The sequence below is a fragment of the Enterobacter sp. Ap-867 genome (assembly GCF_011752855.1).
Lineage (GTDB): Bacteria > Pseudomonadota > Gammaproteobacteria > Enterobacterales > Enterobacteriaceae > Cedecea.
The window spans coordinates 1,539,890-1,563,421 of the sequence record NZ_VWWS01000001.1 but is presented as its reverse complement, the minus strand read 5'-3'; the positions used below and the strand labels follow the sequence as shown (position 1 = coordinate 1,563,421).

General features: G+C 55.9%; 24 protein-coding genes. 10 read left to right on the top strand and 14 right to left on the bottom strand.

What is annotated here, in order from left to right; genetic code table 11:
* Nucleotides 1–123: 123 nt before the first annotated feature.
* On the top strand, nucleotides 124–819 hold the full coding sequence (bioD, locus tag F3J26_RS07330) for a dethiobiotin synthase (RefSeq protein ID WP_008459243.1): 696 nt from the start codon (nucleotides 124–126) through the stop codon (nucleotides 817–819).
* Here the strand turns inward: bioD and clcB are convergent.
* The 9 genes from clcB to F3J26_RS07285 all read right to left on the bottom strand — a co-directional run bounded on the left by clcB (nucleotide 772) and on the right by F3J26_RS07285 (nucleotide 9,787).
* Entirely contained in the window at nucleotides 772–2,064 is a 1,293-nt protein-coding gene (clcB, locus tag F3J26_RS07325) for a voltage-gated ClC-type chloride channel ClcB (RefSeq protein ID WP_166992784.1), read from the bottom strand. The genes bioD and clcB overlap by 48 nt on opposite strands.
* A 96-nt stretch (nucleotides 2,065–2,160) precedes the next feature.
* The gene (gene osmV, locus F3J26_RS07320) at nucleotides 2,161–3,306 is read right to left on the bottom strand and encodes an osmoprotectant ABC transporter ATP-binding protein OsmV (protein ID WP_166992781.1); all 1,146 of its coding nucleotides are present in this window, start codon (nucleotides 3,304–3,306) and stop codon (nucleotides 2,161–2,163) included.
* A gap of 33 nt (nucleotides 3,307–3,339) precedes the next feature.
* Complete coding sequence (locus F3J26_RS07315; RefSeq protein ID WP_008459237.1) at nucleotides 3,340–3,537, bottom strand: hypothetical protein; 198 nt, start codon at nucleotides 3,535–3,537, stop codon at nucleotides 3,340–3,342.
* An 11-nt stretch (nucleotides 3,538–3,548) separates the two neighbouring features.
* On the bottom strand, nucleotides 3,549–4,187 hold the full coding sequence (osmW, locus tag F3J26_RS07310; protein ID WP_008459235.1) for an osmoprotectant ABC transporter permease OsmW: 639 nt from the start codon (nucleotides 4,185–4,187) through the stop codon (nucleotides 3,549–3,551).
* A 9-nt stretch (nucleotides 4,188–4,196) separates the two neighbouring features.
* Complete coding sequence (locus F3J26_RS07305; RefSeq protein ID WP_166992777.1) at nucleotides 4,197–5,102, bottom strand: glycine betaine ABC transporter substrate-binding protein; 906 nt, start codon at nucleotides 5,100–5,102, stop codon at nucleotides 4,197–4,199.
* Nucleotides 5,103–5,120: 18 nt separating this feature from the next.
* Nucleotides 5,121–5,837 (bottom strand): osmoprotectant ABC transporter permease OsmY, encoded by a 717-nt coding sequence (gene osmY / locus F3J26_RS07300; protein ID WP_008459233.1) that lies wholly within the window; start codon nucleotides 5,835–5,837, stop codon nucleotides 5,121–5,123.
* 312 nt (nucleotides 5,838–6,149) lie between these two features.
* Entirely contained in the window at nucleotides 6,150–6,776 is a 627-nt protein-coding gene (gene dmsD / locus F3J26_RS07295; RefSeq protein WP_166992774.1) for a Tat proofreading chaperone DmsD, read from the bottom strand.
* A 90-nt stretch (nucleotides 6,777–6,866) separates the two neighbouring features.
* Nucleotides 6,867–9,308 carry a selenate/tellurate reductase subunit YnfE gene (ynfE, locus tag F3J26_RS07290; RefSeq protein ID WP_166992771.1) on the bottom strand — a complete coding sequence of 814 codons (2,442 nt, stop codon included), beginning with the start codon at nucleotides 9,306–9,308 and terminating at the stop codon, nucleotides 6,867–6,869.
* Nucleotides 9,309–9,514: 206 nt separating this feature from the next.
* The gene (locus F3J26_RS07285; RefSeq protein WP_008459230.1) at nucleotides 9,515–9,787 is read right to left on the bottom strand and encodes a DUF1161 domain-containing protein; all 273 of its coding nucleotides are present in this window, start codon (nucleotides 9,785–9,787) and stop codon (nucleotides 9,515–9,517) included.
* A gap of 107 nt (nucleotides 9,788–9,894) precedes the next feature.
* On the opposite strand from F3J26_RS07285, the gene F3J26_RS07280 reads away from it, so the two are divergent.
* A complete protein-coding gene (locus tag F3J26_RS07280) occupies nucleotides 9,895–10,605 on the top strand; it encodes a YnfC family lipoprotein (RefSeq protein ID WP_166992768.1) in 711 nt (236 codons plus the stop codon).
* Nucleotides 10,606–10,657: 52 nt separating this feature from the next.
* Here F3J26_RS07280 and F3J26_RS07275 read toward each other — a convergent pair whose 3' ends face one another.
* From F3J26_RS07275 to F3J26_RS07260, 4 genes are read right to left on the bottom strand one after another with little or no spacing between them, the layout of a single operon-like run.
* Nucleotides 10,658–11,446, bottom strand: a complete 789-nt coding sequence (locus tag F3J26_RS07275) for an HPr family phosphocarrier protein (protein WP_166992765.1) — start codon at nucleotides 11,444–11,446, stop codon at nucleotides 10,658–10,660.
* Nucleotides 11,433–12,857 (bottom strand): fructose-specific PTS transporter subunit EIIC, encoded by a 1,425-nt coding sequence (locus F3J26_RS07270; protein WP_166992762.1) that lies wholly within the window; start codon nucleotides 12,855–12,857, stop codon nucleotides 11,433–11,435. The genes F3J26_RS07275 and F3J26_RS07270 overlap by 14 nt, the downstream gene beginning before the upstream one ends.
* Nucleotides 12,858–12,867: 10 nt before the next feature.
* Nucleotides 12,868–13,782 carry a 1-phosphofructokinase gene (gene pfkB / locus F3J26_RS07265; protein WP_166992759.1) on the bottom strand — a complete coding sequence of 305 codons (915 nt, stop codon included), beginning with the start codon at nucleotides 13,780–13,782 and terminating at the stop codon, nucleotides 12,868–12,870.
* A gap of 24 nt (nucleotides 13,783–13,806) precedes the next feature.
* On the bottom strand, nucleotides 13,807–14,661 hold the full coding sequence (locus F3J26_RS07260; protein WP_166992756.1) for a tagatose bisphosphate family class II aldolase: 855 nt from the start codon (nucleotides 14,659–14,661) through the stop codon (nucleotides 13,807–13,809).
* Between the two features lie 352 nt (nucleotides 14,662–15,013).
* On the opposite strand from F3J26_RS07260, the gene F3J26_RS07255 reads away from it, so the two are divergent.
* The 8 genes from F3J26_RS07255 (at nucleotide 15,014) to paaY (ending at nucleotide 22,649) form a co-directional block, all read left to right on the top strand.
* The gene (locus F3J26_RS07255) at nucleotides 15,014–15,808 is read left to right on the top strand and encodes a DeoR family transcriptional regulator (RefSeq protein ID WP_166992999.1); all 795 of its coding nucleotides are present in this window, start codon (nucleotides 15,014–15,016) and stop codon (nucleotides 15,806–15,808) included.
* 10 nt (nucleotides 15,809–15,818) lie between these two features.
* Nucleotides 15,819–16,772 (top strand): sugar kinase, encoded by a 954-nt coding sequence (locus F3J26_RS07250; protein ID WP_008459223.1) that lies wholly within the window; start codon nucleotides 15,819–15,821, stop codon nucleotides 16,770–16,772.
* Between the two features lie 74 nt (nucleotides 16,773–16,846).
* Complete coding sequence (locus F3J26_RS07245) at nucleotides 16,847–18,244, top strand: ATP-binding protein (RefSeq protein ID WP_166992753.1); 1,398 nt, start codon at nucleotides 16,847–16,849, stop codon at nucleotides 18,242–18,244.
* Nucleotides 18,231–18,893, top strand: a complete 663-nt coding sequence (locus F3J26_RS07240) for a winged helix-turn-helix domain-containing protein (protein WP_166992750.1) — start codon at nucleotides 18,231–18,233, stop codon at nucleotides 18,891–18,893. Before F3J26_RS07245 ends, F3J26_RS07240 begins: the two co-directional genes overlap by 14 nt.
* Nucleotides 18,890–19,708, top strand: a complete 819-nt coding sequence (locus F3J26_RS07235; RefSeq protein ID WP_166992747.1) for a DUF2861 family protein — start codon at nucleotides 18,890–18,892, stop codon at nucleotides 19,706–19,708. The genes F3J26_RS07240 and F3J26_RS07235 overlap by 4 nt, the downstream gene beginning before the upstream one ends.
* An 89-nt stretch (nucleotides 19,709–19,797) precedes the next feature.
* Complete coding sequence (locus F3J26_RS07230) at nucleotides 19,798–20,985, top strand: cellulase family glycosylhydrolase (protein ID WP_166992744.1); 1,188 nt, start codon at nucleotides 19,798–19,800, stop codon at nucleotides 20,983–20,985.
* Nucleotides 20,986–21,111: 126 nt separating this feature from the next.
* A complete protein-coding gene (paaX, locus tag F3J26_RS07225) occupies nucleotides 21,112–22,038 on the top strand; it encodes a phenylacetic acid degradation operon negative regulatory protein PaaX (RefSeq protein ID WP_008459212.1) in 927 nt (308 codons plus the stop codon).
* Between the two features lie 14 nt (nucleotides 22,039–22,052).
* Nucleotides 22,053–22,649: a phenylacetic acid degradation protein PaaY gene (gene paaY, locus F3J26_RS07220; protein WP_008459210.1), complete on the top strand. Its 597-nt coding sequence runs from the start codon at nucleotides 22,053–22,055 to the stop codon at nucleotides 22,647–22,649.
* Nucleotides 22,650–22,773: 124 nt separating this feature from the next.
* Here paaY and azoR read toward each other — a convergent pair whose 3' ends face one another.
* Nucleotides 22,774–23,379 (bottom strand): FMN-dependent NADH-azoreductase, encoded by a 606-nt coding sequence (gene azoR, locus F3J26_RS07215; protein WP_008459208.1) that lies wholly within the window; start codon nucleotides 23,377–23,379, stop codon nucleotides 22,774–22,776.
* Nucleotides 23,380–23,532 lie beyond the last annotated feature (153 nt).

The following is a 23,532-nucleotide window of genomic DNA, read 5'->3' as shown; positions in this document are numbered from 1 at the left end:
TCTTCGGCCCTGATTCACCAAAAATTGCGCTATCTCAATCTGGCTACAGCGCCATTCTTTTAGACTTTCCCGCGTTAGTTTTTCTCTTTAATTATCTGGCTAGCATTACCTCGGGAGACAGCCATGCTTAAGCGTTTCTTTATAACAGGTACGGATACTGCCGTCGGGAAGACGGTGGTGTCACGAGCCTTACTGCAGGCGTTGTCGGCCAGCGGGAAAAGCGTCGTTGGCTACAAGCCGGTCGCGAAGGGCAGTAAAGAGACGCCAGACGGGCTGCGCAATAAAGATGCGCTGGTACTGCAAAGCGTCTCCACGATCAAACTGCCCTATGAAGCGATCAATCCTATCGCGCTCAGCGAGGAAGAGAGCAGCATCAGCCATCACGGGCCGATTAACTACTCGCTGCTGTCGAGCGGCCTGCAAAGGCTGGCCGACCAAATGGATCACGTCGTCGTCGAAGGCACGGGCGGCTGGCGCAGCCTGATGAACGATCTTCGTCCGCTGTCGGACTGGGTGGTACAAGAGCAGCTGCCGGTGCTTCTGGTGGTGGGGATTCAGGAAGGGTGCATCAACCATGCGCTGCTGACGGCGCAGGCGATTGCCAACGACGGGCTGCCGTTTATTGGTTGGGTCGCGAACCGTATCAACCCAGGCCTTGCGCACTACGCGGAAATTATCGAGGTGTTGAGCAAAAAACTGCCGGGGCCGCTGGTCGGTGAACTGCCGTACCTGCCCCGGGCCGAACAGCGTGAGCTGGGAGCCTATATCGACCTAACCCGGCTGCGTAGCGCTCTGACGGTAGACCGACTGCGGGCGTAGCCAGCGCGAAAGCGTGGAGGCTATCACGCAGGTCAGCAGCAGACCGGGGAGCAGCGTAAACTCCCCGGTCATTTCACAAATCATCAGCGTCGCCATGATAGGCGCGTGCGTCGTGGCCGCCAGCAAAGACGCCATTCCCGTCAGCCCCAGCAGGATCATCAGCGGTTCACCGCCGCCCCACAGGCCACAAACCTGGCCAAACAGCATGCCCAGTGCCGCCCCCATAAACAGCGTGGGCGTAAATACGCCGCCCGGTGCGCCGGAGCCGCTGCTTGCCATCACCGCCAGCAGTTTGCACAGCAGCACGCCACCGACAAACAGCAGCGCAGGCGGGCTGGAAAGAAACGACTGCACCACGCTGTAGCCGTTGCCCCATGCCGTCGGGGTGACCAGCGAAAGCAGGCCGACAATCAGCCCGCCGAGCGCCAGCTGCAGCGGCGGCGACAGCTTAAGTGAACGAAACAGCGTGCTGCTTCGCGCCAGCAGCCAGAGAATTAGCGGCCCGAGCACGCCCGCGGTTAAGCCGAGCAGCGCCATTAGCCCATAATGCGAAGGCTGAGGGGGATCAAGAAGCGTGACGATATACAGCGGAGCCTGCCCGCCGTTCAGCAAATGCGTCATCAACAGGGCGCTGACGGCGGCAATCACCACCGGCCCCAGCGAGGCAAGCATCAGTGAGCCAAACAGAATTTCCGCAATAAACAGGCTGCCCGCCAGCGGTGCATGATAGGCGCTCGCCATCCCCGCAGCCGCGCCGCAGGCGACCCACAGCTTCCACTCTTTGTCCGGAGTAAAGCGCTGGGCAAACAGCGAAGCAAAAACCGTTGCCAGCAGAATCATCGCCCCTTCGCGTCCTATTGCGCTCCCGCTGGCGACGACTATCAGCGAAGCGGCGGACTTCACCAGGCTGGACGGCACGTCCAGACGACCATCGCCGGTTTCGATGGCTTCCATATAGTCGGTGGGGGCAGAAGGGCGTTGGCGAGTGGCTCGTTGCCAGCTCCACAGCAAAAGCCCGGCCAGCAGGCCACCTGCGGCAGGCGTCAGGACGCGTCGCCAGGGTTCGAGTGCCGCAGCGGCTGCAACCAGGCTGCCGCCGTGATCGCCGAGGAAGACGTTTTCAAGCAGGTACATGGCCTGCCGAAATAGCCAGACCACCAGCGCGGAAGCCAGGCCAATGAAGACCGCAATCACCAGTCGGCGAAGCATCACTCTGATGTCAGGCAAGGCTTGTATTCGGTGCATAGCGCATAAGATGGCGAAAGAATGGCGCTATTGTGGGGGAGAACGTCGCTAAGCTCAAAGGAAAATGCGCCGCCACAAAGCAGCGCATAGGATTGATTAACTTTGTTGGATATTCAGCGCCCGACGGGTGCGGCCCGAGCTGAGATAATCGGCAATATAATCCTGCGAAATTTCGCCACTGTAGCGGCCATCTTCATCGGTGATCGGCATCCAGACCATGTTGTGCTCATAGAGCTTAGAAAGCACGATGCGCAAGTTTTCCTCCGCGCGGCCGGTGACGCGGAACGGGTGAAGGAGGTCGGTGCAAGTGCCCGTCGCGCCTCGCGCTTCACGCCGCTTAACGAAGCCAAGCGGTTTACCTCCGGCGTCAACGACGGTGATGGAACGCATGTCGTTGTCATCCATGGTGGCGAAAGCTTCCGCCAGCGGCGTGGATTCACGAGCCGTAATGGTCGGCTGCTGGTCGGTTACGTCTCCGGCCTGCACCAACAGGAGGCGCTTCAGCGTGCGGTCCTGGCCAACAAACGAGCCGACGAAGTCATTGGCCGGTTTCGCCAGCAGCTCGTCAGGGCTGGCGCACTGCACAATTTTACCCTGGCGGAAGACGGCAATCCGGTCGCCAAGCTTCAGCGCCTCGTCGATATCGTGGCTGACCAGCATTACCGTTTTCTTCAACTGGCGCTGCATCTCCAGAAACTCGTTCTGAATGGTTTCGCGGTTAATCGGGTCAACCGCGCCAAAAGGTTCATCCATCAGCAGCACCGGAGGATCCGCCGCCAGGGCTCGGATCACCCCGATACGCTGCTGCTGGCCGCCGGACATTTCGCGCGGATAGCGGTTGAGGAAGCGGTTAGGATCGAGGGCGACCATGCTCATCAACTCCTGGGCGCGTGCTTTACAGCGCGCTTTGTCCCAGCCCAGCATACGTGGCACAACAGTGATATTCTCTTCAATCGTCATGTTCGGGAACAGGCCGATTTGCTGGATAACGTAGCCGATATTGCGGCGCAGTGTGACGGAATCCAGATCGTTGGTGTCCTGGCCGTTGATTAAAATCTTGCCGCCGGTGGGTTTTATCAGGCGGTTGATCATTTTCAGGGTGGTGGTTTTACCGCAGCCGGAAGGGCCGAGCAGCACGCACATTTCACCTTCTGGCACGTTCAGGCTGACGTTGTCGACAGCGTTAAAAGTCTGCCCGTTTTTCTGTACAAATTGTCGCGTGAGGTTTTCAAGTTTTATCATTATCGGATCCTCTTTGGCGCTGGTCTCAGCGCCTTAATTCATAAGCTTGCGGCGGGAGTCTTCACACTTTTGTTTCAGACGCTGTACCGCGTCCGGCAGCATAGGTGCGGTCATCATATGGCGATAGTTCATGCACTCTGGGGTGTCCTGAGGCGGTTCTGGCGCTGGCCGGGAAGAGCAGGCTGTCAGCAGCGCCAGCGTTGAAAGTATGCAGAGTGGGATAAAACGCATAGCGGCCTCTTTTACCATTTAGTGAAATGCAGCTGCAGACGATGCAGCAGCCAGTCGAGCACGATGGCTAACAGGCAGATCATCACCGCCCCGGCAATGAGCATGCGGATATCACTCCCGCCGATGCCATTAAGCAGCAGCAAGCCCAGACCGCCCGCGCCAATGACGGCGGCAATGGCCATGACGCCAATGTTCATCACCACCGCGGTTCGAATTCCGCCAAAAATCACCGGCAGCGCCATAGGAATTTCCACCCAGCGCAGGCGCTGCCAAAACGTCATCCCGATGCCTCGCCCGGCCTCACGTAACCCCGGCGGCAGGCTGTCCAACGCGGTGTGGGTATTGCGGACAATCGGCAGCAGCGAATACAGGAACACCGCTGTCACCGCAGGGACTACGCCAATACCCTGACCGATCAGCGAAAACAGGGGAATCATCAGGCCAAACAGCGCCACGGACGGAATGGTGAGCAAAATAGTGGCAAAACCGAGTATTGGCGTGGCAAGCCATTTATGGCGCACGATAAGAATGCCCAACGGCACGCCAATCAGGATTGCCAGGCCGACGGCGATCAGCACCAGCCACAGGTGATGCAGGGTGAGAGAGCCAATATACCCTGCGTTATCAATCATATAATGTAACGTTTCCACGATACCTCCTCAGAGCAAGCCTTTCTGCTGCAGGAATTCACGGGCCACCTGCTGCGGGGTTTCATGGTCGATATCAACTTTAGCGTTCAGGGTTGTTATCACCTCATTGTTCAGCTCGGACGAAAGGGTGTTCAGCGCCTCCTCAAGGCCTGGATGCGAGTCCAGTACGTCTTCACGCACCACAGGCGTGACAGCGTAACTTGGGAAGAAGCCCTTGTCGTCCACCAGCGCTTTCAGGTCAAACCCCTTCATACGCCCGTCGGTGGTGTAGATCAGACCGGCATCAACAAACCCGTCACGGATGGCGTTATAGACAAGGCCGGGGTCCATCTGGCGGATTTGCGGGCGGTCCAGCGGCATGTTGTACACCTGCTGCAGCGGCTTCAGGCCGTCGCTGCGCCCGGCAAACTCCAGATCCAGGCCCAGCATCCAGTTATGTTTTGGGTCGGTCTGGCGCACATGTTCGATGCGCTCCACCAACTGCGACATCGTGGTAATGCCTTCTTTTTCTGCCCGTTCGCGCTTCATGGCAAAGGCGTAAGTGTTGTTCATCTCCGCGGGTTTAAGCCAGACGAGGCCCAGCTTTGCGTCCAGTTTTTTGACCGTGTTGTACGACTCTTCCGGCGTCATTCGCTGATTAATGTGGTTAAAGATAATCAGCGAGGTGCCGGTGTACTCCCAGGTCATATCAATCTGCTTGTTGATCATCGCATTGCGGGAAATTACGGTGGCAATGTTGGTCTGCGGCGTCACCTGAAAGCCCTTTTTAGCCAGATACTGCGTGGTCATGGCCGACAGAATATGCTGCTCGGTAAAGCTTTTGGTCGCCAGAATCAGCGGTGCGGCCTGAGCCTGGGTGGCGATAAGGGAGGCTGCGGCAAACGCCGTAGTTAGCATCCGTGAAAGCAGTTTCATACACGCTCCTTATTGTTGTTATTGGGCGGTGTGGGGGCTGAGCACCCGCCCTAGGCTGGCAAGCGCTAAGTCGAGGATGAGCGCAAACAGTGCCGTCGCCACGGCGCCGAGTATCAGCGTTGGGAAATCGTTCAGGTAAATCCCCGGGAAAATAAGCTCTCCGTAGCTGCTCGCGCCGATAAGAAAGGCCAGCGGGGCGGTGCCGACGTTGATGGCGGTGGCAATCCGCACGCCGGACAGGATCACCGGCCAGGCGTTGGGGATCTCCACCTGACGCAGCCGCTGGAATTTGGTCATGCCAATCCCATTGGCGGCTTCTATCAGTGACGGAGGAACGCTGCAAAGCCCGGCATAGGTATTACGGACAATCGGAAGCAGTGAGGCAAGAAACAGGGCGACGATCGCCGGTTTGTCGCCAATGCCGATAATCACCATCGCCAGAGCTAACACCGCCAGCGGCGGCAGCGTGTTGCCGATATTAAAAATCTGCATGACGTACTCGGCCCAGCGGCGAGCCGCAGGGCGGCTGAGCAATATTCCGCTGGGGATACCGACCAGCAGGGCGAGCGCCATTGAGCTGAACACCAGAATCAGGTGCTGCTGCCCGAGATAGAGTAAATCGACCTGCCGGGCTTTCAGTGTGTCGAGGCCGATGCCCCAAACCACCAGAGCAAGCACTAAAATCAGCGCCACTAGCCCAAGTAAGAACCGTGTTGCGAAGGATGCGTTTTGCATTGCAGTGTGTCTCCCTGTGTGCACGCGTTATCGCCGCCGGGGAGGCGGCCTGTTGTTATGCCATGTGTCGGCAGGGTGTCTGGAGCTATAGCAACGCAGCGGGAAGGATTCCAGTTTAAGGGACAATTAAGAGGCTAATGATTCAGTCGATAAACTGATGCTCAGGCCTTATGGCATCTGGCCTGTGGATGAAAAGTAAAGATTTGTCTTAAAAATGTTAACGCAAGGTGACGTTGTCACATTCACGGAGTGCAGAAATCCTCGTTTTTTCAGGAAACCGGATGCGTCCGGCTTCCTGAAAGCCCAGGATTCTTAGAAATGCAGTTCTTTGCTGGCGACGGGCATCAACATGCCGTTTTGCCAGCCTGAGAGGGTCAGTTTTGCCAGCTCGCCCAGGCCACGATAGAAATCATTCGCTGTGTTTTCGGTTAACAGGCTCAGATAACGTTCGGCCCAGGGCAGCAGATGCCAGGCCAGCAGCTCATCCAACGGCTGCCGCAGCCCCTGGTCGGCCAGCCAGGCCGCCAGCATCAGCATTAAGCCAAAATGATCTTCAGGCTCGTTTTGTTCCGTCTGTGGGGCAAAGCCTTGGGTCCGCATCCACTGGCGAAGCTCAAGCAGCGAGTCGCCAAACAGCACATTTTCTTTGTCGAGATAGACCGAGCCCCACGGCGGGGCCGGCAGCGCATAAGGGCCGATGAACAGGCGCTGGAACTCTTCGTTTATCGGCGTGGCCTGATCCGCAAGGCCTGCAGTCATGAGAGGCGCAACTGCCGCCAGCGTTGGGGTCTGGAACGGCCATTCGCTCACCCAGTCCGGTGCGGCAAGCATCGCCATCAGCGCGGCGCTGTCCGGGTGGTTGGGGGCATGATAAAACAGGGCTCCGAGCACCCGGCCGCTAAGGGCTATCGCCGACAGGCGTTGTTGTTCAGAGAGCATTTTCATTCCTTTTCGTCGGGCACCCGGCTCCGCTATACGTCGCTGGAGCCGGGTGAATACAGGCAAAGCGATAAGCCTTTGCCATCACGCTTAAATCTTCTTAATTTCAACCAGATTGGTATGCTGCGGGTTGCCTTTTGCCAGCGGTGAAGGGCGGTGCGTGGTTAGCGTATTAATGCAGGCGCCGTGGTCAATGCGGTCGCCGTTCATGTCGGCGTCATGCCAGGCGCCCTGGCCCATAGCGGCAACGCCAGGCATGATGCGCGGGGTGACCTTCGCCTCAATATGCACTTCACCGCGCCCGTTAAACACGCTGACTTTGTCACCGTTGGCAATGCCGCGACGTTTTGCGTCGAGCGGATTAATCCAGACTTCCTGACGCGCGGCGGCCTGCAGGACGTCAATGTTGCCATAGGTTGAGTGGGTCCTGGATTTGTAGTGGAAACCAAACAGCTGGAGGGGAAACTCGCTGCGCTGCGGAGAGTCCCAGCCTTCAAACGTCGAGGCATACACCGGCAGCGGACTGATGGTTTCATCTTTTTCCAGCTCCCAGCTGGCGGCAATTCCGGCGAGCTTGCTGGAGTAGATTTCAATTTTCCCGGACGGCGTTTTGAGTGGGCTGGCCTGAGGATCTTCGCGGAATTTTTTGTAAGCCACAAAATGGCCAGCCGGATCTTTACGCTTGTAAATACCCATCGCCCGCAGATCTTCATAAGCAGGCAGCGCCGGGTCTTTCGCCAGCATTTTCGCGTACAGATATTGCAGCCACTCGCGCTGGGTTCGTCCTTCCGTGAAGGCCTGATGCACCTCGTCGCCCAAGCGTTTAGCCACTTCGCTCATCATCCAGTAGATAGACTTGCGCTCAAACTTAGGCGCGGTGGCGGGCTGGATGAAAATCAGGTAGCCCATATTACCGGCGTAATCGTTAGGAATAATGTCCTCCTGCTCGACGGTCATCAGGTCCGGCAGCAGGATATCGGCGTATTTCGCCGACGAAGTCATAAAGTTCTCGATCACCACAATCATTTCGCACTGCTTATCGTCCTGCAAAATGGCGTGGGTTTTATTGATGTCGGAATGCTGGTTAATAATCGTGTTGCCGGCATAGTTCCAGATGAACTTGATCGGCACGTCCAACTTCTCTTTCCCGCGCACGCCGTCTCGTTTGGCCGTCATTTCGGGGCCGCGAGTGATGGCGTCCGTCCAGCTGAAGCAGGAGATCTGCGTTTTGACCGGGTTTTCCAGCACCGGCATACGTTCAATGGTGATGGTATAGGTGGATTCACGCGCGCCGCTGTTGCCGCCGTTAATCCCCACGTTGCCGGTCAGGATCGGCAGCATGGCGATGGCGCGTGAGGTCAACTCGCCATTGGCCTGGCGCTGCGGCCCCCAGCCTTGGGCAATGTAAGCGGGTTTTGCACCCGCAATCTCTCGCGCCAGCTTGATGATTCTGTCCACCGGAATACCGGTTATCCGGGAGGCCCAGTGCGGCGTTTTCTCTGTCCCGTCATCGCCTTCACCTAAAATATAGGCTTTGTAGTGACCGTTGCGTGGGGCATCGGCGGGCAGGGTTGTCTCGTCATAGCCGACGCAGTATTTATCCAGGAAGGTCTGGTCGACCAGATTTTCGCTAATCATGACGTGGGCAAGCCCGGCCACCAGCGCGGCATCCGTTCCGGGGCGAATAGGGATCCATTCATCTTCCCGGCCTGCCGCAGTATCGGTGTAGCGCGGGTCGATAACGATCATGCGGGCGTTGGAACGTTCGCGAGCCTGTTCAAGGTAATAAGTGATACCGCCGCCGCTCATCCTCGTTTCTGCTGGATTATTGCCGAACAGGACGACCAGTTTACTGTTTTCGATATCCGAAGTGCTGTTGCCGTCATTGCTGCCGTAGGTGTACGGCATGGCGCAGGCAATTTGGGCGGTGCTGTAGGTGCCGTAGTGGCTCAGAAAACCGCCGTAGCAGTTCATCAGCCTGGCGACCAGCGAGGCGTAAGGGGAAGAGCGGGTGATATTCCCGCCAACCACGCCGGATGAGTAATTAATGTAGACCGCTTCGTTGCCATATTTTTCAACGGTCTGCTTCAGGCTGTGGCTGACAATCTCCAGCGCTTCGCCCCAGCTGATGCGTTCAAATTTACCTTCACCCCGTTTGCCCACGCGCTTCATCGGATAATTCAGGCGTTCCGGGTGGTTGATCCTGCGGCGGATGGAGCGCCCGCGCAGGCAGGCGCGAACCTGGTGGTCGCCATAGGTGTCCAGCCCGGTATTGTCCGTTTCAACCCAGTAAACCTCTTCGTCGCGAACGTGCAGCCGCAGGGCGCAGCGGCTGCCGCAGTTAACCGAGCAGGCTCCCCAGACAACTTTGTCTTTATTTTCCGGCGACAGGGCGTCGGCAACCGCGGCCGCGGCGCTGCGCATACCAAAAGGCAGCGAAATGCCGCCTGCGGCGAGGGCCAGGCCGCCAATGGCTGATGATTTTACCAGGCTGCGGCGGCTAATCCCGCCTGGATGATTGAGGTTCGACATCGCTCTCTCCATGACTTTTTGTCGTGTGGAAGACGTTATTATTTGTATTTTTTGTGGTTCGGTGATTGCTGAGCCTGCCCGTCAGGGGGCGCTCGGGGGAAGAGTGTTACTTAATTAGGAGTAGACGTTATTAACGCCAGTCAAAGTTGCGGTGGATGAGGGGAAATAGATGAAGGAAAGCAGGGTGCCCGGCACCCTGCAGGGGATTATTGCGGTTCATTTTCCGGCGCAGCACCGCCCGCGATACGGGTATAAACGATTTTTTGCGTGTCGTTCGCACAGTGGCCGACGACCTGGCCGCCGGCTTTGTCTGCCTGATCGTTAGGTACGATAGTGAGCGAGAAACCTGACTCAGGCACGCCGTTATTGACAATTTTCTGCTGAATATCCGCTTTCACTTTTTCGCAACTGCCCTGTGCGGCCAACGCCGGTGCGGCAGCGATCAGCAGTATCGTGCTTAACCAAACGGTACGTTTCATCATCCCTTCCTTATGTTGAGTTGAACGTTAAGAATAGCGCTTTTAGTGTAAAGTGTTGTATTTGCTTATATCATGTTATGACATAAAAACAGGAGAGCGGCAAAAACGTGAAGAAAATCATTACCCTCGGTGCGCTGGTTTTTAGCCTTGTAGGCTGCGATAACTCGACGTCGCCGCAGGCGTACACGCCGGAAATGGCCAGTTTTTCTAACGAATTTGATTTCGATCCAATGCGCGGCCCGGTAAAGGATTTTAGCCAGACGCTGATGAACGACAAAGGTCAGGTTTTGAAAAGGGTCAGCGGTACGCTTTCGGAAGAAGGCTGCTTCGACACGCTGGAATTTCACGATCTGGAGAACAACAGCGGGGCATCGCTGACGCTCGATGCAAACTACTATGTTGATGCGGTCAGCCTTGAAAAACGCGTTCGGCTGCAGGGGAAATGCCAGCTTGCTGAACTGCCTGCCGCGGGCATCAGCTACGACACCGACGACAACGACTTTGTGACCGCCGCCAAAGGCAAAGATGTGCTGGTGACCTATAAGTACGACAGCGAAGGCTACCCGCTGGGGAAAATCACCAAATCGAAAGACAGCGAGCTTGCCATCGTGGCGAAAGCGGGTGTCGATAAAAAGAAAAAGCTGGATTACAGCGCGACAACCAGCCTGAACGGCAAAATCATCGGGGTCGCAAAGCAAAGCTGTGACTATGACCGCCATTTCAACTCGCTGTCCTGCGATCTGGAAATGACGGATGATTCCGTCACGCCGCCAAAGGTGGACCGTTACACCATTAAAAATACGGTGGAGTATTATTGATCGTATCGGTGTTACAAATACCGGATGCCACAATGACATCCGGCAAATGAAGTTAACCAAACAAGCGGGATAACCAGCCGCGCTTCGGTTGTTCTGGCGGGGCGACAGGCATCTCTCCCAGCCCCTGATCAATACTTTGCCCAATGGCTGCAAGCGCCGTGCGGGCATCGGTGCCATTCGCCGTGAACCGTATACGGTGGCCCGTTTTTACCCCCAACGAAACCATCTTCATCAGATTTTTGCCGTCAACGGGCCCGGCCTGGCTGTCCATATTCTCAACGGTGACACGGCTTTGAAACTGCTTAATCAGTTTCACCAGCACGGCGCTCGGTCTGGCATGTAGCCCGTGAGGATTACGGATCACAAACGTGGCCTGTTCTCCTTCCGTGTGGGATGTTTGTGGCTCACTTTCGGCGTTATTACCGGTCAGAATCGCTAAAACCTCAGCCGGCGTTGTGGCCTTCGCCAGCGCGTGCGGCACGCCTTCATCGCTCAACGCCCGGGTGAGCTGACGCAAAATATCGAGATGTTCGTTCGACCTTGCGGCAATCCCGGCCACCATATACGCCACATTATCTTCTCCCCAGTCCACGCCCTGCGGGAATATAATCACTTTTACGCCAGTGCTCAGCACCGCATGACGGGTATCCGGTGTGCCGTGGGGAATGGCAATGCCGTGGCCCAGGTAAGTGGAAATCTGCGCTTCTCTGGCCAACATGCCTTGAAGATATTCCGGCGTGGTATTGCCCGCTGATACCAGCCTGTCGCTGACTTGCTCGAGCGCAGTGACTTTATCGACCTGCTCATGGCTGATGAAAATATCCTGTTCACAAAGTTGCATTCTGACCTCCTGTCTGCAGCCCGGCTGTAGGCTGTTTGCGGTTATTCCAGAGTCGCCACGTACCTAGCATCACCGCACCGCAGGCGGAGCCGGCCAGGATGCAGAGCACCCAGATTAATGGTTTGCTGACCAGCGGCAGGATCAGGAACCCGCCGTGCGGTGCCGGGACTTCTATATGCATGCTGTAGCTGAGTACGGCCGAGATGGAAGAGGCGATCATCATCATCGGGATCACGCGCAGCGGATCTTTCGCTGCAAAGGGGATGGCACCTTCGGTGATATGCGTGCAGCCGAGAATATAGTTCACCATCCCGGCCGCACGCTCCTCTTCGCTAAAACCTTTGGGGAAGAAAGTGGTTGCCAGAGCGATGACCAGCGGAGGCGTAATACAGGCGGCGGACACGCCGGCCATAAAGAAGAAGTTCCCCTGGCCGAGCAGCAATGTTCCCGTGACGTACGCTGCTTTGTTGACCGGGCCGCCAAAATCGAAGGAACACATCGCCCCGACAACAATACCCAGCAAGATCGGATTGGCTTGTTGCAGCGAACTCAGCCAGTCCATCATGCCGTTGTTGATGGCCGCGACGGGCTTGCCGAGCAGCACCATCAGTACGCCAATCACCAGCACGCCAATCAGCGGCATAATGAAGATCGATTTTAAGCCTTCATACTGACGCGGCAGCCCGTCGAGCAGGCGGCGAACAAGCAGCATGAAGTAACCGGCGGCGAAACCGGCAATGATCCCGCCGAGAAAGCCCGCCCCCGTGGCGTTAGCCAGCAGGCCGCCAACGAACCCGGCAACCATCCCGGCGCGGCCGGAAATCGACCAGGCAATATAGGCCGTAAAAACGGGCACCATAATGGAAAATGCCTGCTGGCCCACCTGCATTAAAGTTGCGGCAATCGCGTTGTACTGAGGTGAATTGGGGTCGGCGGAATAAATGCCCCACAGAAAAGAAATGGCAATTAAAATACCGCCTGCTACCACGAAAGGCAGCATGTTAGAGACACCGCTCATCAGGTGTTTATAAATTTGCCTGCCGAAGGATTCTTGTTCATATTTTTCTGCTGTTACAGAAGCAGAAGATATCCCCTGGCGGCGGGAAAGTTGCCCGCTGATGACTTTATCAATAAGGTCTACCGGGTGGTGAATCGCTTCTTTAACCGGCACTTCAATCACGGGTAATCCATTAAAGCGTTCGGCGTTGACATCTTTATCTGCGGCAATGATGATGCCGTAAATATTTTTTAAGTCTTCAGGCGTTATTTCATTTTCAACACCGGATGCGCCATTAGTTTCTATTTTTATTTCGACATTTAATTTTTTTGCTGCGGTCTTCAAGGCTTCTTCAGCCATAAACGTGTGGGCAATACCCGTAGGGCAGCCGGTAACGGCAATGATTTTTTTCATAATCAGACCTTTATAATTGGACGATTTGAACCTGTTGTAATAATGCTTCCAGACGATTGAGTTTCCCGAGGCCGGCAGACGCGGCGACGTCCGCACCCGTGGCGCTGGCGAGGGCTAGTGCCTCGGGAATGTCTTCACCATTCAGCCAATGGCTGAGAAATGCCGCTAGCGCGGCGTCCCCAGCACAGGCTGAACTGACCAGCTCTATTTCGGGCGCGGAGGCGAACCACAGCTGACAACCGTCGGAAAAATAGAGCCCTTTTGCGCCGAGGGTTAATAACACATTACGTGCGCCCAACTGATGTAAGGTCTGCATCGCCTCGCGCACCTGGTGGATGCTTTCTACCTGAAGATTGAATATTTCTTTTAATTCATCGTCATTGGGTTTGATCAGCAGGGGATTAAGCTCAAGTAACTGCCGCAGCGCAGGGTGGCTGATGTCCAGAATGACTTTTCCCCCGCGCTGTTCGCAGAGTGACATAACCTCCACATAAAACTGGCTTTCAATACCCGGCGGCAAACTGCCGCTGATCACTAAATAATCGCCGGGGCGGATGCAGTCCAGATGCTGAATAATCTGTTGTTTACATTCATCATCAATATGCGCCCCGGCATTGACCAACTTATATTCATTGTTGCCGTCATTTATAAACACATTAATTCGCGTAGGGGCCTGCACCCAGGATGGGGTAACGTTAATTTTTTGTTTTTTAAGTTCCTCCACAATATAGCGCCCGGTAAATCCGCCGAATATGCCCATGACGTGGGTCGGCCGCTGAAAGTGCTTCAGGACCAAAGAAACGTTAACGCCTTTGCCGTTAGGGCAATATTCCGTGCGCTGGGTGCGGTTCACGCTAGAAGGCTGCAGAGAGCCGCAAAAAATATTCATATCAATCGCGGTGTTTAAAGTCAGGGTATGGATCACGACATTGCTCCTTGCGTCCGTGGGTTAGCGCTGTCCTTCACAACCACAGACATGAATGACTTTACGGACGACTTCTTTCATCGCCTGTTTGGCAGGCTGCATGTAATGCCGGGGATCGTTAGCCCCAGGCTGCTCGATGAAGTACTGCTTTAGCGCGTCTGAAAACGCGATTTTCAGTTCGGTAGCGACGTTGACCTTACAGACACCGAGCGAAATAGCCTGACGAATATCGCCCTCTGGCAGACCAGAAGCACCGTGTAATACCAGGGGAACATCCACGCATTCACGGATCGCCGCCAGACGATCGAAATCGAGCTTTGGTTCGGCGGCATACAGTCCGTGAGCCGTCCCGATAGCTACTGCCAGGGAATCAATCCCGGTACGGGAGACAAACTCACGAGCCTGCTCCGGGTTGGTATACAGCGCATCTTTGGCGTCAACGACCAGATCGTCCTCTACGCCGCCCAGCCGCCCAAGCTCCGCTTCTACGCTGGCATCGTAGCGGTGACTCAGCTCTACAACGTTTTTCACCAGCGCAACATTCTCTTCAAAAGCATGATGCGACCCGTCAATCATTACTGAGCGGATCCCGGCCTGCACTTTACGGGTGATGTCCACGAGGTCTTCGTGGTGATCAAGGTGCAGCGCGAGTGGCTGATCCCAAAGTCTGGCCAGATCGCTGGCGATGGCGACAACGTTGCCGGTCCCGGCGTAGCTATAAGTGCCCGGCGTCCCGGCAAGGATCAGCGGGGAACGCATTTCAGCAGCCGTTTCCACCACCACCTGCATCGTTTCCAGATTGTGAATGTTAAATGCCGGTACGGCGTACCCCAGACGCTGAGCTTTTAACAACATGTTTTTGCTGGAAATAATATACATATTTGCTCCTTTATGTTTAAAAATGAAATCGTTATTTGAATGATAACTTACGTTTTGAAAGTAATTTAGCGATCCTATGCCTGTGTCGCTGTGATCGAAGCCACACAACGGCGATTTTATTTACTAAATGAAAGTTATTCGGCATTGATAATATTCATTTTTAAAAATATTGTTGAGAGGTGCTTTCTGTTAATGCATTGAAATAAAGGCTATTTGTTTATTTTTATTTGTTGGGTGATAGACAGGAGTTTGACAAGAGAAAAGATAAATTTAAAAATGAAAGTTATTACTCGAATGACTTAAAAGGCACTCTACTGTGGCAAAACCGTCAACCAGCCTGCTGAAAAGACGCCTGGATATTGCAGAGATCGTCCGTAAAAACGGCGAAATTAAAGTAGATGATTTGGCGGAGATGCTTGCTGTGTCTGGCGTCACCATTCGAAACGATCTCAATTATCTGGAGCAACAAGGCTACCTGAAGCGCTCGTTTGGTGGCGCAATTTATACCGCCCGGCAGGGGGCACCGGTGGCTCAGCCCCGGGAACCTGCCGCCGTTATGGATAAAGAGCTGGAAGCCGAAATGGCGCGCCAGGCTGCGGCCTTAATCAGCGAGGATGAAACCGTATTTTTAGGCCCTGGCTCTATTTTACGTAAAGTGATTCCTTTCCTTACGGGCTATGACGATCTGCGACTGCTGATGAATGACCTGGCGCACGTCTGTTTTGCGCAAGAGTTTCTTCCCGGTGAAAAGATCCTGCTTGGCGGCGTATTGAGCGGAGATGGACACAGGGTCGAGGGTGAGGTGGCATTAAATGCGCTTCGCCATTACCGCCCGAGCCGCACGTTGATTGCCGTCGACCATATTGCAGAAGATGGCACGCTGAGCGTCAGAGATGCACCAGGCGCACGTCTGTTGGGTGAGGCCGTTGGGCAGAGCAAACACCTGATTGCCATCGTCGCCAACCGGCCCGTTTACGGCGAAAAACGCTATGCCGTTGGCCAGCTCGCGCAGGCAAGCGGCCTCATTACGCCCCAGGTTGTGGCAGCGGAATACCATTCCCGCTTTCTCGCTGTGGGGTTGAGCAATAGCTACACCAACAATGAGTGCCTGACGTGGCTCAACCCAGCGCTGCAAAAAGCAAAATGAAGGAGCGGTGATGAACGTGACGATATGTACCATCGGCGAGCTGTTGGTGGAGTTTTTGGCCAAGAAAGAAAGTCAGGGCTTTTCGCAGCCGGGCGAATTCTGGGGGCCTTATCCCAGCGGTGCGCCAGCCATTTTTGCCGATCAGGTGGCTAAATTAGGATTCGGTTCGGTGCTGTTCAGCTGCGTCGGCAGCGATGCCTTCGGGGAGATGAATATTGCCCGGCTGGAAAAAGATGGGGTCGACGTGAACGGCATTACCGTCCTGCCAAAAGCCACCACGGGCAGCGCCTTTGTCAGTTACCGCACCCAGTCGCAGCGTGATTTTATTTTTAATCTGCCGAACAGCGCCTGCGGCTCGCTTACTGCCGACCATATCGACGACACCTTGCTTAACCAGTGCAATCATTTTCATATTATGGGCTCGTCGCTGTTTTCGTTTCGCATTATCGATGCCATGCGAAAGGCGATTGAAAACGTGAAGTCACGCGGCGGCACCGTCTCCTTCGATCCTAACATCCGGAAAGAGATGCTTAACATCCCGGAAATGTCACAGGCGTTTGAATATATCCTTGATTACACCGATATTTTCCTGCCGAGCGACGGGGAGTTAGATTACTTCGGGCGGCATCAGGGGGAGGATGAGCAACGGCTGGTGGACAATCTGCTCAAGCGCGGAGTGAAACACGTGGTGATCAAACGAGGGCCGCGAGGGGCGAGCTACTTCAGCGATCGGCAGACCTGGCATATACCCGGCTTTAACGTGTCGGTGGTTGACCCTACCGGGGCAGGTGACTGCTTTGGTGCCACGTTTGTCAGCCTGTTTTTGTCCGGCGTTCAGCCACAGGAAGCGTTGACCTGGGCCAATGCCAGCGGCTCGCTGGCAATTTCGCAGCGTGGTCCGATGGAGGGCACCTCCACCCGCTCGCAAATTGAAGCCTTTCTTGCGGCACAATCGGCGAGATAAACATGCTGCCAGCCAGGCAGCTTTCCACCTCCTCATAAATTAAGGCCTTTCTCGTGACCCGGAGATTTGTCCCGTTGTTTCGTTACGCGATACTCTGGCTGTGTGCTGCCCTTTGGCTGCATGCAGGTTCGACTCGTGCGGCGGAACTTGACGAGGATCTGGCCCGCTTTAGCGCGGCGTTAAGCCGGTCAACCCCGGCGGCGCAAGTCTCGCTGCAAACCCTTCAGCAGCTTGATGCTACGTTGCTCAAGCCCGAATCCATGTATCCTCAGTTTCAGGCCTGGTCGCTGCCGGACCTCACGGCGTTTTACCACCTGGACAAGCGCTGTGCCAGCGGGGACGAGCTATCACCCTCGGTGAAATCATTTCTTGCCGCCTTATGCCAGCCGGACATTCCGCCTGCATCCTGGTTCGCCGCGAATCCGCTCTATCCGCTTGGGGGAAGCAGTGCCTGGCAGTACATCTTGCGTCATCCGGGCGCGGCAGCGGTGCTAAGAAACTCGCTGCATGTGCGGGAAAGACCTGACGACCTGGCGGGCATTGGCAGGCTGTCCGATGACAATCTTGAGGCATTGCTTGGGGGCCAGCGCTGGCTGCTGCAAAACGGCCAACTCTGGCGATTCAGCCAGCAGCAATGGCAGCGTTATGAGGCAAAGGTCTGGCAGCCTCTAGCCCGACAGTCCGATATCGAACTGGTTAATGCCGGGGAGCGCTGCGATATGCGGGCAGGGGCGCTGTGCGTCAATGCTCGGGAAGGTTATCGCGATGTCTGGCGCTGGCTTTTTGGCCTGCTGGCGCTGTTTACCGCGTCGGGGTTGATATGGATGGCCTGGCAGCGGAGGCAACTGCGTGAGCGTCAGCGCTTTATTACGCAAATGCTGACCCATGAGCTGCGTACGCCCATCGCCCAACTGAGCAACGTGGTCGAACATTTTCGCCGTGACTTCGACCAGTTGCCGGAAGGTGCCCAGCTTAATTTTGTGGCTCTGGCCGACACGCTGCAACGGATGCGGCAGATGGCCGATACCAGTAAACACTACCTGATAGCGGAGCATCAGCGGGAGGCGCTGGAAACACCCACTCAGGTCCGGCTCAGCGACTGGCTCGATCACCTTTGTGCGGATCGGGACGGGCTGACGTACTGCCTGGAAGAAAACATGATCGTGGGCGTGTCGCTCTACTGGGGCAGCCTGTGTCTGACGAATTTACTGGATAATGCGTTCCGTCACGGAAAGCCTCCCGTGCACCTGACGGTGCATAAAAGTAGAACTCACCTTATTTTTCAGGTTAGCGATAGCGGAAACATCACTCAAAACCCGCTGCTGAACAGCCGCCGTTTACGCTGGTCAAGCAGCAGTCTGGGTCTTGGATTGACCATTGTTCAGCGGGTTGCTCGTCGCCTCAACGGAAAGTTGACGTTCAGCCCCGCGCCAACCACGTTTACCCTGGAGTTGCCGTATGAACCCGACTAAAGCGCATACTTTATTGTTAATTGAGGATGATATCGCGCTGGGCGAAGGGCTGGCGACATTTTTGCAGCAGGAGGGGTTCAGCTGCCGCTGGCTGCGCAGCAGTGAACATGTTCTCGACCATTGGTATCAGGCGGATTTGGCGATTCTCGACCGCCAGCTTCCCGAAGGCGACAGTCTTCGGTTTTTGCCTCAGTGGCTGGCAAAAAAAGCCCTGCCGGTGATCGTGCTGACGGCAAAAGTGAGCATTGAAGAGCGGGTGGCGGGGCTGGAGGCGGGCGCGCGTGACTATCTGAGCAAGCCGTTTGCCCACGTTGAACTGCTGGCCCGCATCCGGGCTCAGCTTCGCCCTTTAGGCGACGGGTTGCTGGTCTGCGGTGAACTCAGCTTACTTCCGGCGCGGCAAATTGCTACCTGGCAGGGTAAAGAGGCCGCGCTGACGGCAACCGAGTTTGCGCTGCTGGCGATGCTGATGCAGATGGCGGGACGCGTGTTTACCCGGGATGAATTGCTCAATCAGGTTTGGGGCTATCAAAGCTTTCCGTCAACCAGAACGGTGGATACGCATGTTTTACAGTTACGGCAAAAACTGCCGGGCCTGCCGATTGCGAGCGTGCGCGGGATTGGCTATCGGCTGGAGCTAGCGGAATGAAACTTCTCCTGTCAGCTCTGCTGATCGTCTTCTCGTTCAGCGTCGGTGCAACGTTGCCCCAAACGCCGCTGGAGCCCGTATATCATCAGCTGTTTAACCAGCGAGGTGACCTTGCTAACAGTCAGCTGATTGATGTCTGGCCGCGGCTGAATAGCGCGGCACAGCGGCTGGCCTGGAAAGAGGCGCTTAATGCCGTGGTCAGTCGGCAATGCGGCAAAGATCTTACTCCGGCGGTTCCTGAGTGGCTGGACGACTTAACGCTCACGTTGATGCAGCGTGATATGCCGCTTAACCGAATTTATCGCATAACTTTAAGTGGAAAGAGCCCCCGCCAGGATATTAACGTTGCCCTGATGCTGCCCGATGGCAAAAAAGCGCTCGCCGCAATGCCGGTGCAGTATGAAGCGGCAGGTGAGTTTCGGGTCGAAAGCGAAGAGTTTACTCAGCCGCTGAGCGAAGGGGTTTATCTGCTGACCGTATCGAGCGGCGGGCAGCAATGGCAGCAGCCTCTGGCGTTACAAGGCCTTGACGGGTTAACGCAGATCCAGCTTCACGATCGCGCCATTACGCTCACTTCGCCGCAGGTGTCTCCTGCTTGCCCCAAACCCTGGCTTGAGCAAACGCTGCTTAATCGCAGCGACTATAGCCAGATTTGGTGGGCAAAAAGCGACCAGCTGACGCTGATGCCCTGGCCTGCGAAGCCTGCCGAAAGCGTATGGGCCACGGTGGCCGTGGTCAGTGCGGAAAATCGGGGCAGCGTGGCGGTAAGAACCGAACACCGCCTCGCCGGTCCGCTGGCAACGATGAAAAACTAAGGCCTATACCGCTATCCTGACATTCCTCTGACAATCGATGCCCGCTAACCGGCAATACTGCAGCCTCTTTCGTTACTGAGGTATTTGTCATGAAACTCAAAGCACTTTGGGCAGGACTGGCGCTGCTCTCTGGTTCCGCCTTTGCCATGGACAGCATCGCCTTCTGGAATTCGCCGCAGCACGGAGGCAACAGCTTTAACCGTCTGCCGCCCGATCAAGCCTATTTCACCGCTCTCAAAGGCTACGGTGCCAGTTGGGTAAGGCTTTCGTGGGACAAATGGCGACCGGAACAACGTGATTTTTTGCTGGGTAATGCCGACAACTATCGGAGGCTGATGACGCAGGATCTCCGCATCCTCAAAGAGACGCTGGCGCGTGCTCACGCCGCCGGACTTAAAGTGGTGATTACGCCGCTGTCGCTGCCCGGTATGCGCTGGGCGCAAAACAATGATGGCCGCTTTGACGACCGGCTGTGGCAGGATAAACTTTACTGGCAGCAAAGCGCGCAGTTCTGGCGTGACCTTGCCGGGCAGCTAAAAGATAACCCGGCGATTGCCGCCTACAACCTGATCAATGAGCCTGCGCCGGAGAAGCGGGCTGGTCTCCCCGAACACGCCTCGCTGGAGGAAATGAAGGCCTGGTACAAAGCGCACCAAGGCACGGCCAGAGACTTGCCAGAGTTCTATCAAACCGTGATCAACGCGATTCGCGAAGTGGATAAGACGACGCCCATCATGGTGGATAGCGGCTGGTACGCCGCCGCCGACAGCTTTAGCTACTGGCCTTCCGCCCTGAGTGACGATCGCGTGCTTTACAGTTTTCATATGTACGAACCCTACGACGCGACCAGCGCGCCAAACCTCAAACGCCTGAAGCCGTATGTCTATCCCGGCGTTGTCCCTTTTGGCGGTAAGCAGGAAAAATGGAACGGAGAGCGCGTGGCCGGGTATCTGCAGCAGCCATTCTGGTGGGCTAAGCAGCGAGGGGTGGCGCAGAATCGTATGGTGGCGGGGGAGTTTGGCTGTATGCGCCAGTTGGCCGGGTGTCGCCAGTATCTCGAGGATGTCCTCAGCGCGCTGGATAAAACACAGGCGCACTGGGCATTCTACAGCTTTCGCGAAGATGCCTGGGACGGCATGGATTATGAGCTGGGAAAAAGGAAAGTGCCCTGGTCGTACTGGCAGGCGATGGATGAACATAAGCCGGACACTTTACCGCGCCATGCCACGCCTGAGTTTGAGCCGATTAGCCGCCGACTGGGGCCGTCGACGCGTTAAGTTATGCGTTACGTTAAGATGAGTGATTTGAGATTTTTTGAATCATAACACCTAATTCAATGTGGGCCGTCCGCTTTATTATGCTATGTTTTTTCTCTGAAATTCCCATAGCGGCAATGAGGCAGGATGAGCAGCAAACTCGACACTTTTATTCAGCAGGCCGTCAGCGCCGTGCCCATCAGCGGCACGTCGCTGATTGTCTCTTTGTACGGCGATGCGCTGGCTCATCGAGGCGGCGAAATCTGGCTGGGTAGCCTCGCGGCGATGCTGGAGCCTTTGGGATTCGGTGAGCGTTTTGTGCGCACGTCGCTTTTTCGCCTCAATAAAGAGGGCTGGCTGGACGTGGAGCGAGTGGGGCGCCGCAGTTTTTATCGCCTGACCGATATGGGCCAAAGAATGACCCGCCGCGCTGAGTCGAAAATTTATCGCGCCGGACAGCCGGCCTGGGATGGAAAGTGGCTGCTGCTGCTTTCCGAAGGGTTGGAAAAAACCACGCTGCAACAGGTGAAAAAACAGCTCATCTGGCAGGGTTTTGGGGCGCTCGCGCCGAACCTGATGGCTTCGCCCTCGCAAAACCTCGCGGATATCCAAAGCCTGCTCCATGAGGCAGGCGTGGCTGAGCAGGTCATCTGTTTTGAGGCTGAATCCCCGCTGCAAACGTCCCGCGCAGCGCTGAGATCCCGCGTGGAAGAGTGCTGGTTGCTGACCGACAAAAACGAACGTTACGCTGAATTTATCAACTCTTTTCGCCCGCTTTTACCGCTGCTGCGTGAGGCGGGAAACGATGAGCTAACGCCGCAGCGCTGTTTTCACATTCAGCTGCTGCTGATCCACTTCTACCGCCGTGTCGTGCTGAAAGATCCGCTGTTGCCGGATGAACTGCTGCCGCCGCACTGGCTGGGGCAGAATGCCCGCCAGCTGTGCATCAATATCTATCAGCGGGTCGCCGCCGGCGCGCTTACCTACGTCAGCGAGCTGGGCGAAACCTCGGTGGGCGACTTGCCCGCCCCGGTGGGCGGTTACCAGAAGCGATTCGGTGGACTCAACCCCTAAAATAAGGAGCCCGTATGTCAATTTATCAGATTGATGGCCTGACGCCTGTCGTCCCGGAAGACAGCTATGTTCACCCGACGGCGGTGCTGATCGGCGACGTTATTCTCGGGCACCGCGTTTACATTGGCCCCAATGCTAGCCTGCGCGGTGATTTTGGGCGGATTATCGTCGAAGACGGAGCGAATGTGCAGGACAACTGCGTGATGCACGGTTTTCCTGAACAGGACACCGTTGTTGAACAGGACGGCCACATCGGGCACGGCGCCATTCTGCACGGCTGCCGGATTGGCAAAAATGCGCTGGTGGGCATGAACGCGGTGATCCTGGACGGGGCACAAATTGGTGAGAATTCGATTGTCGGCGCCGCGGCTTTTGTTAAAGGCAAGGCGGAATTTCCGGCGAATACGATGATTATCGGCAGCCCGGCGAAAGCGATACGTGAATTACGGCCTGAAGAGCTGGCCTGGAAGAAACAGGGCACGAAGGAGTACCAGGATTTAGTGATTCGCTGCCAGCAAACAATGCATCAGGTGGAGCCGCTGCGGGAGGTTGAGGCGGGGCGGAAGCGTCTGGTGTTTGAGGATTTGCATCAGCCTAAGAAAAGCTGTTAATTCCCCTCACCCCGGCCCTCTTCCCAAAGGGGCGAGGGAGAAAGCGGACCTGGAGAATAGTGTTTTTCTCCTCTCCCTTTTAGGGAGAGGGCAAGGGTGAGGGTCAGTCACCCCAGAGCAAATCTTACGCAGCAACGATGCTGTCGATAGCCGCTTTCGCGTCAGTCTGTGCTTTAGCCGCTACTTCCGGGCCATAGCCAAAGCCTTCAGCAAACACGTAATTCACGTCGGTGATCCCGATGAAGCCCAGGAACACGTTCAGGTAAGGCACCAGCAGATCGGTTGGGGTGTCTTTGTGGATCCCGCCGCGGCTGGTCACAACCAGAGCACGTTTACCGGTTACCAGGCCTTCAGGGCCTTTCTCGGTGTAGCGGAAGGTCACGCCAGCGCGAGCCACCAGGTCGAAATAGTTTTTCAGCTGGGTAGGGATGTTGAAGTTATACATTGGCGCGTTGAAGACAATCACGTCGTGCGCTTTCAGTTCGGCAATCAGTTCATCAGACAGCGCCAGAGCTTCCTGCTGACGTGGGGTCAGCGCGGCATCGGACGGGCGCAGAGCACCGACCAGTTCACCATCCAGCACTGGAATTGGGTTTGCTGCCAGGTCACGAACGGTGATTTCGTCAGCGCTGTGTTTTTCACGCCATTGTTCAACAAAATAGTCGGACAGTTGGTTGGACTGAGAGTAACCTGCCAGGATGCTGGATTTCAGAACTAATACTTTGCTCATGGGGTGATTCCTTAGTGTTTGGTCAGTCGGACAGTGTGCCCGTTCGTTAGGACTTACTGTATTCACAATCCGATGACAGAGATAGCGCAATATATCGAACCCTATATTCGAATTTATTGAACAAGGCGCTCGAAATCGGGGTGTGGTAAAATA